This window comes from Streptomyces lushanensis (assembly GCF_001700515.1).
Classification (GTDB): domain Bacteria; phylum Actinomycetota; class Actinomycetes; order Streptomycetales; family Streptomycetaceae; genus Streptomyces; species Streptomyces lushanensis.
This window is the reverse complement of the sequence record NZ_MAUD01000201.1, coordinates 1-13,927: the sequence shown is the minus strand read 5'-3', so window position 1 is coordinate 13,927 and position 13,927 is coordinate 1. Positions and strand designations below refer to the sequence as shown.

Genomic DNA, 13,927 nt, shown 5'->3' with positions numbered 1-13,927 from the left:
GACGGCGGGCTTCTGGCCTACGTCGTCAGCGGGACCGCCGCCAGGGCCGCCACCATCCAGGTCAGTGGGGCGAAGATCGCCAGGATCGCGGTCGCCCGTACCGCCGCGGCCGTACGCAGCAGTCCGGCGTGGGCGCCCAGATGGTGCAGGGTCGTGGTGGTGGGGACCCGGGCCTGCCGTGTCTCCAGGGCGGCGGTCAGCAGGGTGGCCGCCGTACAGCCGATGACCAGGGCCGCGCCGAGGCCGGTGAGCGGGCCGAAGGGAGGCTCGTCCCGGGGTCCGTAGAGGGAGTTGGCGGCGAACACACCCGAGAGCACCGCGCACAGGACGCCCAGCGGACGGCCGATCCCATGGGCCTCGGCCATCAGCGTGCGGCCCGCCAGCAGCCGGATCGCGCCGGGACGCACGGTCTGGAGCAGCCGCCCGCAGAGATAGGTGATGCCGGGACCGGCCAGGGCCAGCCCGACGGCCGTCAGCGACCAGCCCGCCAGCACCCCGGCCGAACTGCCGTCGAAGCGGCCCGGCAGCGGCGGCGTGGATCCGCCGCCTCCTCGGCTCGCGTAGGTCTCGATCGCCAGGCCCGCCGTGGTGAGGGCGACTCCCCAGGGCAGTCCGGTCGGCGCGGGCGCCGGGTCCGTACTCTCCGCGGGACGGGCGGTCCTGCGGGTGTGCCGCCGCATCACCAGTCCGGTCGCCGCCGTCGCGAACGTCGGCACCAGTGCCAGCAGCGTCAGCACGGCGGCCAGCGGGAGCGGCTGGTTCCTGGCGAGGAGGTCCGCCGCCTGCCCGGCGAAGAGCGTCCCGGTCAGATCGCTCCGCAGACGCAGGAAGCACAGCAGCGCCACCACGCTGCCCAGGGTGCAGGAGACGGCGGTCGAGGTGGCGGCCAGTGTGGTCAGCCGGGCCGGGCCGAGCCCCACCGCCGATAGTCCGGTGCGTGGCCGGGTGCCGGGATCGGTACGGGCGACCGCGACCGCGAGCTGCACCGTCGCCGCCAGCGGAATCAGACACCACAGCAGCCGTGGCAGGGAGCCGACCGGATGTTTCATCGCCCAGCCCAGCGTGCACAGCAGGAGAAAGCCGACCCCGGCGGACGCCGCCACGACCAGCAGACGGCGCAGCAGGGCCAGGGGGCGGGCGCCACGGCCTAGACGGAGAGCGAGCACGCGGCCTGACCTTCCGCCTCGGAGGGCCCCAGGGAGCTGACCCGGCGTCCGTCCACCAGGGGGACCGTACGGTCGGCGAGCGCCGCGACCTCCTCGTCCAGGGTGGCCAGGACGACGGTGATGTTGTGCGTACGGGCCGCGGTGGTCAGCGTACGGATCACCTGGGCCCGGTCCGTACGGTGCAGCGGGGCCGTCGGCTCGTCGGCGAAGAGCACCGCGGGCGTGGTGACCAGGGCGCGGGCGACCGCGATCCGCTGGCGCTGGGCCTGGAGCAGGGCGTACGGACGCTTCCTGGCGCAGTCACCGATGTCGAGGCGGTCCAGCCACTCCATCGCGGCGGTCTTGGCGACGCGGTGCGGGGCGCCGCGCAGCAGCAGCGGGAGCGCCGCGTTCTCCCACGCGCTCAACTCGGGCACCAGCGCGGGAGCGGGGTCGATCCAGCTGAAGCGGTCCCTGCGGAGCCGTTCGCGGACGACCGCGCTCATGGTGTGGACGGGCGAGTCGTTGAACCAGACCTCGCCCTCCTGCGGGACGAGCTGACCCGACAGGCAGCGCAGAAGAGTCGTTTTTCCGCTGCCGCGCGGGCCGTACACGGCGAGGATCTCGCCCTCGCGCACGCCGAGCGAGACACCGTCGAGCGCGGGCGATCCATTGTGGGAGTAGGTCAGGGAACGCGCCCAGAGCACGTCGTTGTCAGGCGGGGCCACCATGGCGTACACCTCGGTTCTGATCGGACTTACCTCCGCCGTCCGGGTGAACGAAGGCGGCGACGATCGGTCACAGGGCACGCTAGGTATTCGGAACGGGGTGAGCGGACAGCACACGGCCCGGGTGCCGCCCTTCTCACTCGAAAGGCGGCACCCGGGCCGTCATGCGGGTGGTCCGGTCAATCGCGGCCCGGTCCACCGGACCGCCGGAGCGTGGTACACGTCCGCGGCGGCGCGGGGCTCGCCGTCACAGCTTCGTCCAGGCCTCCGTCAGCACCGAGCGCAGAATCCCCTCGATCTCGTCGAAGGTCGACCGGTCGGAGATCAGCGGCGGCGCGAGCTGGACGACCGGGTCGCCACGGTCGTCGGCGCGGCAGTACAGCCCGTTCTCGTACAGCTCCTTGGAGAGGAAGCCGTAGAGGACGCGCTCCGTCTCCTCGTCCGTGAACGTCTCCTTGGTGGCCTTGTCCTTGACCAGCTCGATGCCGTAGAAGAAACCGTTGCCGCGCACGTCGCCGACGATCGGCAGATCGTGCAGCTTCTTCAGGGTGTCGAAGAACGTGCCCTCGTTGTCGAGAACATGCTGGTTGAGGCCCTCGCGCTCGAAGATGTCGAGGTTCGCCAGACCGACCGCGGCCGAGACCGGGTGGCCGCCGAAGGTGTAGCCGTGCAGGAAGGTGTTGTCGCCCTGGTAGAACGGCTCGGCGAGCCGGTCGGAGACGATGCAGGCGCCGATCGGGGAGTAGCCCGACGTCATGCCCTTGGCGCAGGTGATCATGTCCGGTACGTAGTCGAACTTGTCGCACGCGAACATCGTGCCGAGCCGGCCGAAGGCGCAGATGACCTCGTCGGAGACGAGCAGGACGTCGTACTGGTCGCAGATCTCACGGACCCGGCGGAAGTAGCCGGGCGGCGGAGGGAAACAGCCGCCCGCGTTCTGCACCGGCTCCAGGAAGACGGCCGCGACCGTCTCGGGGCCCTCGAAGAGGATCTGCTGCTCGATCTGGTCGGCGGCCCAGCGGCCGAAGGCCTCGGGATCGTCGCCATGGATCGGCGCGCGGTAGATGTTGGTGTTCGGGACCTTGTGCGCACCCGGGACGAGCGGCTCGAACGGCGCCTTCAGGGCCGGCAGGCCGGTGATCGACAGGGCGCCCTGCGGGGTGCCGTGGTAGGCGACGGCGCGTGAGATCACCTTGTACTTGGTCGGCTTGCCGGTCAGCTTGAAGTACTGCTTGGCGAGCTTCCAGGCGGTCTCGACCGCCTCGCCGCCGCCGGTGGTGAAGAAGACCTTGTTGAGATCGCCGGGCGCGTAGTGGGCGAGCCGTTCGGCCAGCTCGACCGCCTTCGGGTGGGCGTAGGACCACACCGGGAAGAACGCCAGCTCCTGGCCCTGCTTGTAGGCGGTCTCGGCCAGCTCGTGGCGGCCGTGGCCGGCGTTGACCACGAACAGCCCGGAGAGACCGTCGAGGTAGCGCTTGCCCTTGTCGTCGTAGATGTAGGTGCCCTCGCCACGCACGATGGTGGGCACGGGTGCGTTCTCGTAGGACGACATGCGGGTGAAGTGCATCCACAGGTGGTCGTACGCGGTCTTGGAGAGGTCCTTGCTCACGGCTATCGGGTTCCCCACATATAGGTCTGCTTCTTCAGCTTCAGATAGACGAAACTCTCGGTGGAGCGCACGCCGGGGAGCGCGCGGATCCTTCGGTTGATCACTTCCAGCAGGTGGTCGTCGTCCTCGCAGACGATCTCCACCATCAGATCGAACGAGCCCGCGGTCATCACCACGTACTCGCATTCGTCCATGGCCGCCAGGGCGTCCGCGACCGTCTCCATGTCGCCCTCGACATTGATCCCGACCATCGCCTGCCGCCGGAAGCCCACGGTGAGCGGATCGGTCACGGCGACGATCTGCATCACGCCCTGGTCGAGCAGCTTCTGGACGCGCTGGCGCACGGCCGCCTCGGAGAGTCCGACGGCCTTGCCGATCGCCGCGTAGGGCCGCCGTCCGTCCTCCTGGAGCTGTTCGATGATGGCGAGGGAGACGGCGTCGATCGACGACGACGCCCCGTTCCCGGTCCTGGAACCGGGCCCGGAGTCTGATCTGGAGTCTGCGCTACGACTGGCCACGCGCCTCACTGTGCACTGCGACTCCTCCGTCCCGCAACCCTCCAGCGATGATATTCGTTGTTGAAGGGCTGCTATCTCACTGAATCCGAAGTTCCCGGGGGGTTGGCCTGTCGAAAGCGTCGGCCGAAGGACTAGGGTTGGGGTGTCTCACCCATCGGACATCCGAGCATGAGCGACCAGGAGGAGGGGTGGCAGTGACCACCGAGGTGCGCCGGCTGCGCAACTACATCAACGGGGAGTTCCGGGACGCCGCCGACGGGCGGACCATCGAGGTGGTCAACCCGGCCACGGGCGAGGTGTACGCGACCTCCCCGCTCTCGGGACAGGCCGATGTCGACGCCGCCATGGAGGCCGCCGCGGCCGCCTTCCCCGGCTGGCGCGACACCACCCCGGCGGAGCGGCAGAAGGTACTGCTGAAGATCGCGGACGCCATCGAGGAGCGCGCCGAGGAACTGATCGCCGCCGAGTCCGAGAACACCGGCAAGCCGCTGGAGCTCACCCGTACCGAAGAGATCCCGCCGATGGTGGACCAGATCCGCTTCTTCGCGGGCGCGGCCCGGATGCTCGAAGGCCGCTCGGCCGGCGAGTACATGGAGGGCTTCACCTCGATCGTCCGCCGTGAGCCGGTCGGTGTCTGCGCCCAGGTCGCGCCCTGGAACTACCCGATGATGATGGCCGTGTGGAAGTTCGCACCGGCCCTCGCCGCGGGGAACACCGTGGTGCTCAAGCCGTCGGACACCACGCCGGTCTCCACCCTGCTGATGGCGGAGATCATCGGCGCGATCGCCCCCAAGGGCGTCTTCAACGTCATCTGCGGCGACCGCGACAGCGGCCGGGCGATGGTCGAGCACCCGGTCCCGGCGATGGCGTCCATCACCGGTTCCGTGCGGGCCGGGATGGAGGTCGCCGGCTCCGCGGCCAAGGACGTCAAGCGGGTCCATCTGGAGCTGGGCGGCAAGGCTCCGGTGGTGGTGTTCGAGGACGTGGACATCGCCAAGGCCGTCGAGGACATCGCGGTGGCGGGCTACTTCAACGCGGGCCAGGACTGTACGGCCGCCACCCGGGTCCTGGTGCACGAGTCGATCCACGACGAGTTCGTGGCGGCGCTGGCCAAGGCCGCGTCCGAGACCAGGACCGGTGCCGCGGACGACGAGGACGTGCTGTACGGGCCGCTCAACAACGCCAACCAGCTCAAGCGGGTCTCCGGCTTCATCGAGCGGCTGCCCGCGCACGCCAAGGTGCAGACCGGCGGCAATCAGGTCGGGGAGAAGGGCTACTTCTACGCGCCGACCGTCGTCTCCGGGCTCAAGCAGGACGACGAGATCATCCAGAACGAGGTCTTCGGCCCGGTCATCACCGTCCAGTCCTTCACGGACGAGGCGCAGGCGCTGGAGTACGCGAACGGCATCGACTACGCCCTCGCCTCCTCGGTGTGGACGAGGGACCACGCGCGTGCGATGCGGATGTCGAAGGCCCTGGACTTCGGGTGCGTATGGATCAACACCCATATCCCGCTGGTCGCGGAGATGCCCCACGGCGGGTTCAAGAAGTCCGGCTACGGCAAGGACCTGTCCGCGTACGGCTTCGACGACTACACGCGCATCAAGCATGTGATGACCTCGCTCGACGCCTGACGCGCCTGCCCGGCGCCCGGCGCCCGGCGCTCGTGGCCCGGGGCGGGCGGCGGACAGCTTGTCCGCCGCCCGCCCCGTACGGTCCCGGCATCCGGCGCCGTACGGGCTCGCGCCGCCGTCAGGGCTCACGGCGGCCCACCCCGAACCGCGCCACCTTCGCCGCGACTTCCTCCTCGTCGGGGTCGGGACGCCGACGCGCGCAGGAGAGGCGCCCGGCTCCAGCGGCTCCAGGTCCGGCGAAGCGTCGTCACCGGCCTGGGGCGGCCGGCCGCGGAAACGGGCGCGCCGAGCGGCCGCCCTCCGTGTCAGCATGCAACTCCGTCCAGCGGAGGAACAGCGAGCTCATGGCGAACGAAATGGTCACGGTCTGCCTGCGGCCGGACTCCCATCACGACCTGCGTGCCGCGATCGAAACGGCCTTGGCGCCCTTCGACATGAACGGCGACCACCAGCCCTACCGGGGCGAATGGGACCAGTGGTGGCTCGGCCGGGCGGGCGAGGAGTTCGACGTGCTCCCAGGCCACGAAGGCGACTCCCGCGTTGTCCGAGCACCGCTGGACTCCCGTGGGAACCCCGTGACGGGGCTCTCGGACAGTGCGACGGAGGCCCGCGCGGTCTGCTCGACTTCAAGGGCATGCGCACCCGCGCCGCGGAACTGGCCGCGGCGCTCGACCCTTGTCTCGCCGGTCAGACCCCGTATCGGATGAGAGAGCCCGAGTGGACGGTTCCCACGGAACACCTGCTCACCCTGGACGGAACGTGGATCCACGTCACCTCCACGCCTGAGTCCGGGAGCAGCCCCCTCGATTCCGCCAACGCGTACCTGGACGGTCTGGCGCCAGACGTCATGGTCGTCCGCCTGCGTATCCATTGCTGACGGCCGGTCATCTCCCGGCACCTCGGCGCCGGTCGCGGGCGATGCCGGAGCGCACGCGCCCCGCCGGCAGTGGTGCCCTACGAGCCGGGAGGCGCGGCGGCGGTCAGAAGAGCGGCCAGGACATCGACGCGGTTGGTCGTGATCGAGTCTGCGCCGCGGGCGATCAGCCTCCGCATGCTGCGCCGGGTGTCGGCGGTCCAGGCCGAGACCAGCAGCCCGTCGCGGTGGTTGCGGTCGGCCAGCTCCCGGCTGATCAGCCCGAAGCGGTAGTTGAGCCAGCGCGGCCGGACCGCCGCGAGCAGCGCGGGCCGTGGCGGCGCGAGCGTCGTCCACGTCATCGCGATCTCGGCGCCCGCGTCGGCGGCCCGGACGGCGAGCATCGCGCCTGCGCCCGCGCAGTAGTACACACGCTCGGCGGCGCCGCACTCGCGCACCGTACCCACGACCGTCCGCACCGACTCCTCCGTGGCACCCGGGAGATCGATCATGAGCCGGGCTCCGTCCACCGCCGTGAGCACCTCCCGCAGGGTCGGCACTCCGCCGGCGCTCACCTCGTCCAGCTCCTGGTGCGTCAGCTCCGCCAGGGGCCGGTCATGGCCCCAGAGCCGCCTCGTCGTGCGGTCGTGCAGCAGGACGGGCACGTCGTCCCTGGTCAGCCGTACATCGATCTCGACGGCGTGGGCTCCTCGCTCCAGCGCCGAGCGTATCGACGGGAGGGTGTTCTCACGGATGCGGTAGGGATCGCCGCGGTGGCCCACGGCGACCACCGTCCGCGCGGCTTCCCCGCCGTCGCCGGTCACCGTTCCTACCGCGCGAGCCATGCGGCGGTGTACGTGTCGATCTCCGCGGCGAGCCGTTCCTTGCCCGGCGCGTCGAGGAAGGACGCCTCGACCCCGTTCTTCGCGAGATCGGCGAGCCCCCGCTCGTCCAGTCCGAGCAGCCGCGCCGCGACCGCGTACTCCTGGTTGAGGTCCGTGCCGAACATCGGCGGATCGTCGCTGTTGACCGTCACCAGCACACCGGCCGCGACCATCGCCTTGATCGGGTGCTCGTCGAGATCGGCGACCGCGCGGGTGGCGATGTTGGAGGTGGGGCACACCTCCAGCGGGATGCGGTGCTCGGCGAGATACGCGAGCAGCTCCGGGTCCTGGACGGCGCTGGTGCCATGGCCGATGCGCTCCGCGCGCAGATCCCGCAGGGCGTCCCAGACGGTCCCGGGCCCGGTCGTCTCACCGGCGTGCGGTACGGAGTGCAGCCCGGCGTCGATGGCGCGGTCGAAGTAGGGCTTGAACTGCGGCCTGGGCACGCCGATCTCGGGACCGCCGAGCCCGAAGGCGATCAGGCCCTCGGGACGCAGATCGACCGCGAGCCGGGTGGTCTCCTCGGCCGCTTCGAGCCCTGCCTCGCCCGGGATGTCGAAGCACCAGCGCAGGACGACGTCCAGCTCGCTCTCGGCGGCCTTCCTGGCGTCCTCGACGGCCTCCATGAAGGCCACCTCGGGGATGCCGCGGCTGGTCGAGCTGAACGGCGTGATCGTCAGCTCGGCGTAGCGGATGTTCTGCCGGGCCATGTCACGGGCGACCTCGAAGGTCAGCAGCCGGACGTCCTCGGGCGTACGGATCAGATCCACGACGGAGAGATAGACGTCGATGAAGTGGGCGAAGTCGGTGAAGGTGAAGTACTCGACGAGCGCCTGCGGGTCGGCGGGCACCTTGGAGTCCGGGTGCCGGGCGGCCAGTTCGGCCACGATACGGGGCGAGGCGGAGCCGACATGGTGGACATGCAGCTCCGCCTTGGGCAGCCCCGCGATGAAGGGGCGCAGATCGGTCATCGGGATCCTCCGGAGGGTGAGGCGGACGCCTGTGGTGAGGCCGGCACGGCGTTCCGCGAGCCGCGTCGCCCGCCCCTGCCCGGGGCGGCTCGGGTCAGGGATCATCGTAGGCCGGGCCGGTTCCGCGTGGAGGGCAGGCCTTAGCATGACGGCATCACGATGGGGGAGGCTCAATGTCCGACAAGAGCGAGCGGCCGTCCGGCGGCTACGAGCCGAGCGATCCCTGGGCTCCACCGGAGCACAGGATTCCGCCGGACGGCCCGGCGGCGCACCAGGGACCGCACGGGCCGCGGGACGGGACCGTGCACGAGCAGCCGACGGTCGTCGGGATACCCGGCGGCGAGCCCGGCGCCGTACCACCGCCGCCGACCGCCCCGGGCGGACCGGCCCAGCCTGCCCCGGGACCGTACGGCTACCCGGGCGTCCCGCCGCAGCCGACGCCGGGCGCCCAGCAGTCGGCGCCGCCGTACGGTGCCACCCCGGGTTACGGCTACCCCGCTCCCGGCTATCCCGCTCCCGGTTACCCGGGCTACGGCTCCGCCGGCTGGCAGCCGAGCCCGTCGAACGGCATGGGGACCACCGCGATGGTGCTGGGCATCATCGCCGTCGTCGTCTTCTGCTTCTGGGGCGTCGGGATCATCGTCGGAGTCCTCGCGCTGATCTTCGGGGTCATCGGCCGCCGCAAGGCCCGGCGGGGCGAGGCGACCAATGGCGGGATGGCGCTCGCGGGCATCATCCTCGGCTCGATCGGCACGCTGATCAGTGCCGTGTTCCTCGGTTTCCTGATCTGGGCCCTCGCCAACGACGAGAGCCTCGACACGACGGACACCGATCCGTTCGCCACCTCGCTCGTGGCCGGCGCCGGCCGCTGACCCGGGCCCCGGGTCCCTCATATCGACCGGAGCCGCTCACGCGCCTCCATCAGCGCGAAGCCCAGCAGATTCAGCCCGCGCCAGCGCGCGGGATCCCGGGCGCGCTCGTCGTCCGAGGCCAGTCCGATGCCCCAGATCCGGTCCATCGGACTGGCCTCGACGAGTATCCGCTCGCCCGTGCCCAGCAAAAACGCGCGCAGCCCGGCATCCTGTCCGAACTTGTGGACACTGCCCGCCACCACGATGCCGAAGCGCTCGCGCTCCCAGACGGCCTGGTCGAAATCGCGCACCAGCCGGCCCGCCTTCTTGGCGAGCGCCGGATTCACCGCGCCGACGGCCGCGCGCTCGGCCTCCTCGTCCCCGAAGAGGCGGGCCTTGGCCGCCATCATCCAGTGCTCCGCCGTCGCGTACTCCACACCGGCGACCGTGAAGGGCGAGGGCCACCACTGGCTGAGACAGCTCGCGTCCAGCGCGCCGTCCCGCCGCGGGGTGTGCCCCCAGAAGCACACATACCTCATCGTTCCGCCGCGCTCCGCCCGCTCGACCAGCTCCGCCGCCGTGCGGATCACACTCCCCCGGTGATGCGTCATGCACGCGAGTCTGTCAGTCACCACTGACACTCCGTATGCCTCCGAGCCTGCCGAAGCGACACATGGTCGACCGATTCCGTTGCGTAACCAAAAGGCAACAACGGAATCCCTTGTTGAGGAGCATGTGCTCTGTCAGGATCGGCACTCAATTGAAGCCGGAGCTACAACTGGGCCAATGGAGAGCGTCATGACGAACCGCTTCCAGGTGCGGGACCGCTTCGCGGACGGCGCGCAGTTCATCGGCGGGCTGCCGCGGCAGGGTACGTCGGGACGTACGCACGCCGTGGTGAACCCGGCGACGGGCGAGGAGATCCACCGCTACGAACTGGCGGGCGCGGCCGATGTCGACGCCGCCGTCGCCGCCGCGCTCGCCGCCTTCCCCGGCTGGGCGGGCGCCACTCCCGGCGCGCGCTCCGACGCCCTCCACCGCTTCGCCGAGGTCCTCGCCGAACAGGCCGCGGACTTCGCGTACGCCGAGACGCTCCAGTGCGGCAAGCCGATCAGGCTCTCCACCGAGTTCGACGTACCGGGCACGGTCGACAACACCGTCTTCTTCGCGGGCGCGGCCCGCCGTCTCGAAGGTGTCTCCGCCGGTGAGTACAGCGGCGACCACACCTCCTACGTACGCCGCGAGCCGATCGGGGTCATCGGCTCCATCGCGCCCTGGAACTATCCCCTCCAGATGGCCGCCTGGAAGATCCTCCCGGCCGTGGCCGCGGGCAACACCATCGTGCTCAAGCCCGCCGAGATCACCCCGTTCACCTCGCTGATGTTCGCGCAGGCCGCCCGGCGCGCCGGACTTCCCGACGGTGTGATCAACGTCGTCACCGGTGCGGGCCCGGACGCCGGTGAGCATCTCGTCGGCCACCGCGATGTCGTGATGACCTCTTTCACCGGCTCCACCGCCGTCGGCCGGCGTGTCGCCGAGATCGCCACCGCCACCGTCAAGCGCCTGCATCTGGAACTCGGCGGCAAGGCGCCCTTCCTCGTCTTCGACGACGCGGACCTGGAGGCGGCGGTCCACGGCGCGGTCGCCGGATCGCTCATCAACGCGGGACAGGACTGCACGGCCGCCACCCGCGCCTATGTCCAGCGTCCGCTGTACGACGCGTTCGTCTCCGGAGTCGCCGCGCTGATGGAGACCGTGCGCATGGGCGATCCGCTGGACCCGGAGACCGACCTCGGTCCGCTGATCACGCACAGCCACCGGGACCGGGTCGCCGGCTTCGTCGACCGGGCGCGCGGCCACGCGCGTGTCGTCACCGGCGGCGAGGCGCCCGGAGGCGAGCTCAAGGAGGGCGCGTACTACCGCCCCACGCTGATCGTGGACGCCGCGCAGGACAGCGAGATCGTCCAGTCCGAGATCTTCGGACCGGTCCTCGTCGTTCTTCCCTTCGACACCGACGACGAGGGCATCCGCCTGGCCAACGACACCCCGTACGGCCTCGCCGCCTCCGCCTGGAGCCGTGACGTCTACCGCGCCGGCCGCGCGACCCGGGAGATCAAGGCCGGCTGTGTCTGGGTCAACGACCACATTCCGATCATCAGCGAGATGCCCCACGGCGGCTACAAGGCCAGCGGGTTCGGCAAGGACATGTCCGTGTACTCCTTCGAGGAGTACACCCAGGTCAAGCATGTGATGTACGACAACACCGCGGTGGCCAGGAAGGACTGGCACCGCACGATTTTCGGCGACCGCTGTTAGGCCGGCCGGCCGCCGGTCTTCTCACCCACCCGAAAGGGCACAGCGCATGGAGCAGTACGAGCCCGACCGTCTCTCCGCGGCCCAACTGGCCGCCGTGCGGCGCAGCATGACCAGTGGCCGGGGCGCCCTGACCCGCCGGTCGATGCTGCGCGCCACCGGTGCCGGCGCCCTCGCGATCGGCGGGCTCGCCGGTCTGAGCGGCTGCGGGATCCCGCCCGCCAAGCGCGAGGGCGACGGACCCGCGTCCACCGACCACTCGGCGACGGAGAAGCGGGTCGTCTTCTCCAACTGGACCGAGTACATGGACGTCAGCGAGGACGAGAAGCACTACCCCACGCTGGACGCGTTCACCGAACGCACCGGGATCACGGTCAAGTACACCGCGGACATCAACGACAACGTCGAGTTCTTCGGGAAGATCCAGCCGCAGCTCGCGGCCGGCCAGGACACCGGCCGTGACCTCATATGCGTCACGGACTGGCTCGCCGCGCGGATCATCCGGCTCGGCTGGGCGCAGAAGCTCGACCCCTCGAACCTGCCCCACGCGTACGCGAACCTCTCCCAGCAGTTCCGCTCGCCCGACTGGGATCCGGGCCGCGCCCACAGCTATCCATGGACCGGAATCCCCACCGTCATCGCCTACAACGCCAGGGCGACCGGCGGACGGAAGGTCGACTCGGTCTCCCAGCTCCTGGACGATCCGCAGCTCAAGGGCCGGGTCGCCTTCCTCTCCGAGATGCGCGACACCATCGGGATGACCCTGCTGGACCTCGGCAAGGATCCGGGGAGCTTCAGCGACGACGACTTCGACGCGGCGGTCGCCCGGCTCCAGAAGGCCGTCGACAAGAAGCAGATCCGCCGCTTCACCGGCAACGACTACACCGCGGACCTCGACAAGGGCGACATCGCCGCCTGTGTCGCCTGGGCCGGTGATGTCGTCCAGCTCCAGAGCGACAACCCGGACGTCAAGTTCGCGATCCCGGAGACCGGCTACATCATCTCCAGCGACAATCTGCTGGTACCGGCCAAGGCACGGCACAAGACCAACGCCGAGCGGCTCATCGACCACTACTACCAGCCGCCGATCGCCGCCCAGCTCGCCGCGTACATCAACTACGTCTGCCCGGTCGACGGGGTGCGCGCCGAACTCACCAAGATCGACAAGTCGATGGCCGACAACACGCTGATCCTCCCCGACGCGGCGATGGCCGCCTCCTCGCACGCCTTCCGCTCGCTGAGCGGCAAGGAAGAGACGGCGTACGAGGAGAAGTTCGCCAAGCTCATCGGCGCCTAAGAGCCGCCCGCCCGTCCACCTCTCATCCCCGGGACCGTTATCCATGACAGAGACCGCATCCACCAGCCGGGGCGGCGGCGACGTCCGCCTCACCGGGATCAGCAAGACGTACGGCTCCTTCCAGGCCGTCAAGCCGCTCGACCTGACCGTGCCCGAGGGCTCCTTCTTCGCGCTCCTCGGCGCCTCGGGCTGCGGCAAGACCACCACGCTGCGGATGATCGCCGGCCTGGAGGATCCGACCACCGGCACGGTCTTCCTCGGGGACACGGACGTCACGGAACTGCCGCCCTACAAGCGCCCGGTCAACACCGTCTTCCAGAGCTACGCGCTCTTCCCGCACCTCGACATCTACGAGAACGTCGCCTTCGGACTGCGCCGCCGCGGGATCAAGTCCGTACGCAAGCAGGTCGGCGAGATGCTCGACCTGGTCCAGCTCGGCGACTTCGCCAAGCGCAAGCCGCACCAGCTCTCCGGCGGCCAGCAGCAGCGGGTCGCCGTCGCCCGCGCGCTGATCAACCACCCGCGGGTGCTGCTGCTCGACGAACCGCTCGGCGCCCTCGACCTCAAGCTGCGCCGGCAGATGCAGCTCGAACTCAAGCGCATCCAGACCGAGGTCGGCATCACCTTCATCCATGTCACCCACGACCAGGAGGAGGCCATGACCATGGCCGACACGGTCGCGGTGATGAACGCGGGCCAGGTCGAACAGCTCGGCAGCCCGGCCGACCTCTACGAGAACCCGGACACCACCTTCGTCGCCAACTTCCTGGGCACCTCCAATCTCATCGAGTCCGAGGTCGCCGAGATCAGCGGCGGCGATGTGGTGGTCACGGCGGGCGGCGTCAAGCTGCGGCTGCCCGCGGACCGCTGCTCCGCGCCGACCACGAGCGGCGGCCGGCTGCTCGTCGGCGTACGGCCCGAGAAGATATCGCTGGTGCACGCGGACGACGCCGGGACCGTGCCCGAGGGCCGCAACCGGATCACCGGCCGGATCGCCGACTCCAGCTTCATCGGGGTCTCCACGCAGTATGTGATCGACAGCCCGGTCTGTCCGGAATTCGAGGTCTACGCGCAGAACATCGAGCGGGACGGCCGTCTCGGCCCCGGCGCCGAGGTCGTCCTGC

General features: G+C 70.2%; 13 protein-coding genes. 6 read left to right on the top strand and 7 right to left on the bottom strand.

Annotated elements, in window-relative coordinates; translation table 11 throughout:
- Nucleotides 1–17 precede the first annotated feature (17 nt).
- The 4 genes from BFF77_RS17965 to BFF77_RS17950 all read right to left on the bottom strand — a co-directional run bounded on the left by BFF77_RS17965 (nucleotide 18) and on the right by BFF77_RS17950 (nucleotide 4,000).
- Nucleotides 18–1,166 carry a hypothetical protein gene (locus BFF77_RS17965; RefSeq protein ID WP_066950700.1) on the bottom strand — a complete coding sequence of 383 codons (1,149 nt, stop codon included), beginning with the start codon at nucleotides 1,164–1,166 and terminating at the stop codon, nucleotides 18–20.
- The gene (locus BFF77_RS17960) at nucleotides 1,148–1,876 is read right to left on the bottom strand and encodes an ABC transporter ATP-binding protein (protein WP_066950697.1); all 729 of its coding nucleotides are present in this window, start codon (nucleotides 1,874–1,876) and stop codon (nucleotides 1,148–1,150) included. The genes BFF77_RS17965 and BFF77_RS17960 overlap by 19 nt, the downstream gene beginning before the upstream one ends.
- Nucleotides 1,877–2,120: 244 nt before the next feature.
- Nucleotides 2,121–3,500 (bottom strand): aspartate aminotransferase family protein, encoded by a 1,380-nt coding sequence (locus tag BFF77_RS17955; RefSeq protein ID WP_066950695.1) that lies wholly within the window; start codon nucleotides 3,498–3,500, stop codon nucleotides 2,121–2,123.
- On the bottom strand, nucleotides 3,485–4,000 hold the full coding sequence (locus BFF77_RS17950; RefSeq protein WP_066950693.1) for an Lrp/AsnC family transcriptional regulator: 516 nt from the start codon (nucleotides 3,998–4,000) through the stop codon (nucleotides 3,485–3,487). Before BFF77_RS17950 ends, BFF77_RS17955 begins: the two co-directional genes overlap by 16 nt.
- A gap of 194 nt (nucleotides 4,001–4,194) precedes the next feature.
- On the opposite strand from BFF77_RS17950, the gene BFF77_RS17945 reads away from it, so the two are divergent.
- A complete protein-coding gene (locus BFF77_RS17945; protein ID WP_066950690.1) occupies nucleotides 4,195–5,634 on the top strand; it encodes a gamma-aminobutyraldehyde dehydrogenase in 1,440 nt (479 codons plus the stop codon).
- A gap of 344 nt (nucleotides 5,635–5,978) precedes the next feature.
- The gene (locus BFF77_RS35190; protein ID WP_141698458.1) at nucleotides 5,979–6,341 is read left to right on the top strand and encodes a hypothetical protein; all 363 of its coding nucleotides are present in this window, start codon (nucleotides 5,979–5,981) and stop codon (nucleotides 6,339–6,341) included.
- Nucleotides 6,342–6,588: 247 nt separating this feature from the next.
- On the opposite strand, the gene BFF77_RS17935 is transcribed toward BFF77_RS35190, so the two are convergent.
- Both BFF77_RS17935 and BFF77_RS17930 read right to left on the bottom strand, forming a co-directional pair.
- A complete protein-coding gene (locus tag BFF77_RS17935; protein ID WP_066950685.1) occupies nucleotides 6,589–7,332 on the bottom strand; it encodes a glycerophosphodiester phosphodiesterase in 744 nt (247 codons plus the stop codon).
- Complete coding sequence (locus BFF77_RS17930; protein WP_066950683.1) at nucleotides 7,317–8,342, bottom strand: adenosine deaminase; 1,026 nt, start codon at nucleotides 8,340–8,342, stop codon at nucleotides 7,317–7,319. Before BFF77_RS17930 ends, BFF77_RS17935 begins: the two co-directional genes overlap by 16 nt.
- 173 nt (nucleotides 8,343–8,515) lie before the next feature.
- On the opposite strand from BFF77_RS17930, the gene BFF77_RS17925 reads away from it, so the two are divergent.
- Nucleotides 8,516–9,214: a DUF4190 domain-containing protein gene (locus tag BFF77_RS17925; protein ID WP_066950680.1), complete on the top strand. Its 699-nt coding sequence runs from the start codon at nucleotides 8,516–8,518 to the stop codon at nucleotides 9,212–9,214.
- Between the two features lie 17 nt (nucleotides 9,215–9,231).
- Here BFF77_RS17925 and BFF77_RS17920 read toward each other — a convergent pair whose 3' ends face one another.
- Nucleotides 9,232–9,732: a riboflavin biosynthesis intermediates N-glycosidase gene (locus BFF77_RS17920; protein WP_245703570.1), complete on the bottom strand. Its 501-nt coding sequence runs from the start codon at nucleotides 9,730–9,732 to the stop codon at nucleotides 9,232–9,234.
- Between the two features lie 259 nt (nucleotides 9,733–9,991).
- Between BFF77_RS17920 and BFF77_RS17915 the strand changes: the two genes are divergently transcribed.
- From BFF77_RS17915 to BFF77_RS17905, 3 genes are all read left to right on the top strand, one after another.
- A complete protein-coding gene (locus BFF77_RS17915) occupies nucleotides 9,992–11,509 on the top strand; it encodes a gamma-aminobutyraldehyde dehydrogenase (RefSeq protein WP_107422182.1) in 1,518 nt (505 codons plus the stop codon).
- Nucleotides 11,510–11,555: 46 nt separating this feature from the next.
- Nucleotides 11,556–12,803: an ABC transporter substrate-binding protein gene (locus BFF77_RS17910; protein WP_066950672.1), complete on the top strand. Its 1,248-nt coding sequence runs from the start codon at nucleotides 11,556–11,558 to the stop codon at nucleotides 12,801–12,803.
- Between the two features lie 43 nt (nucleotides 12,804–12,846).
- Nucleotides 12,847–13,927: ABC transporter ATP-binding protein (locus BFF77_RS17905; protein WP_066950670.1), on the top strand; the 1,081-nt coding region annotated here is incomplete at its 3' end.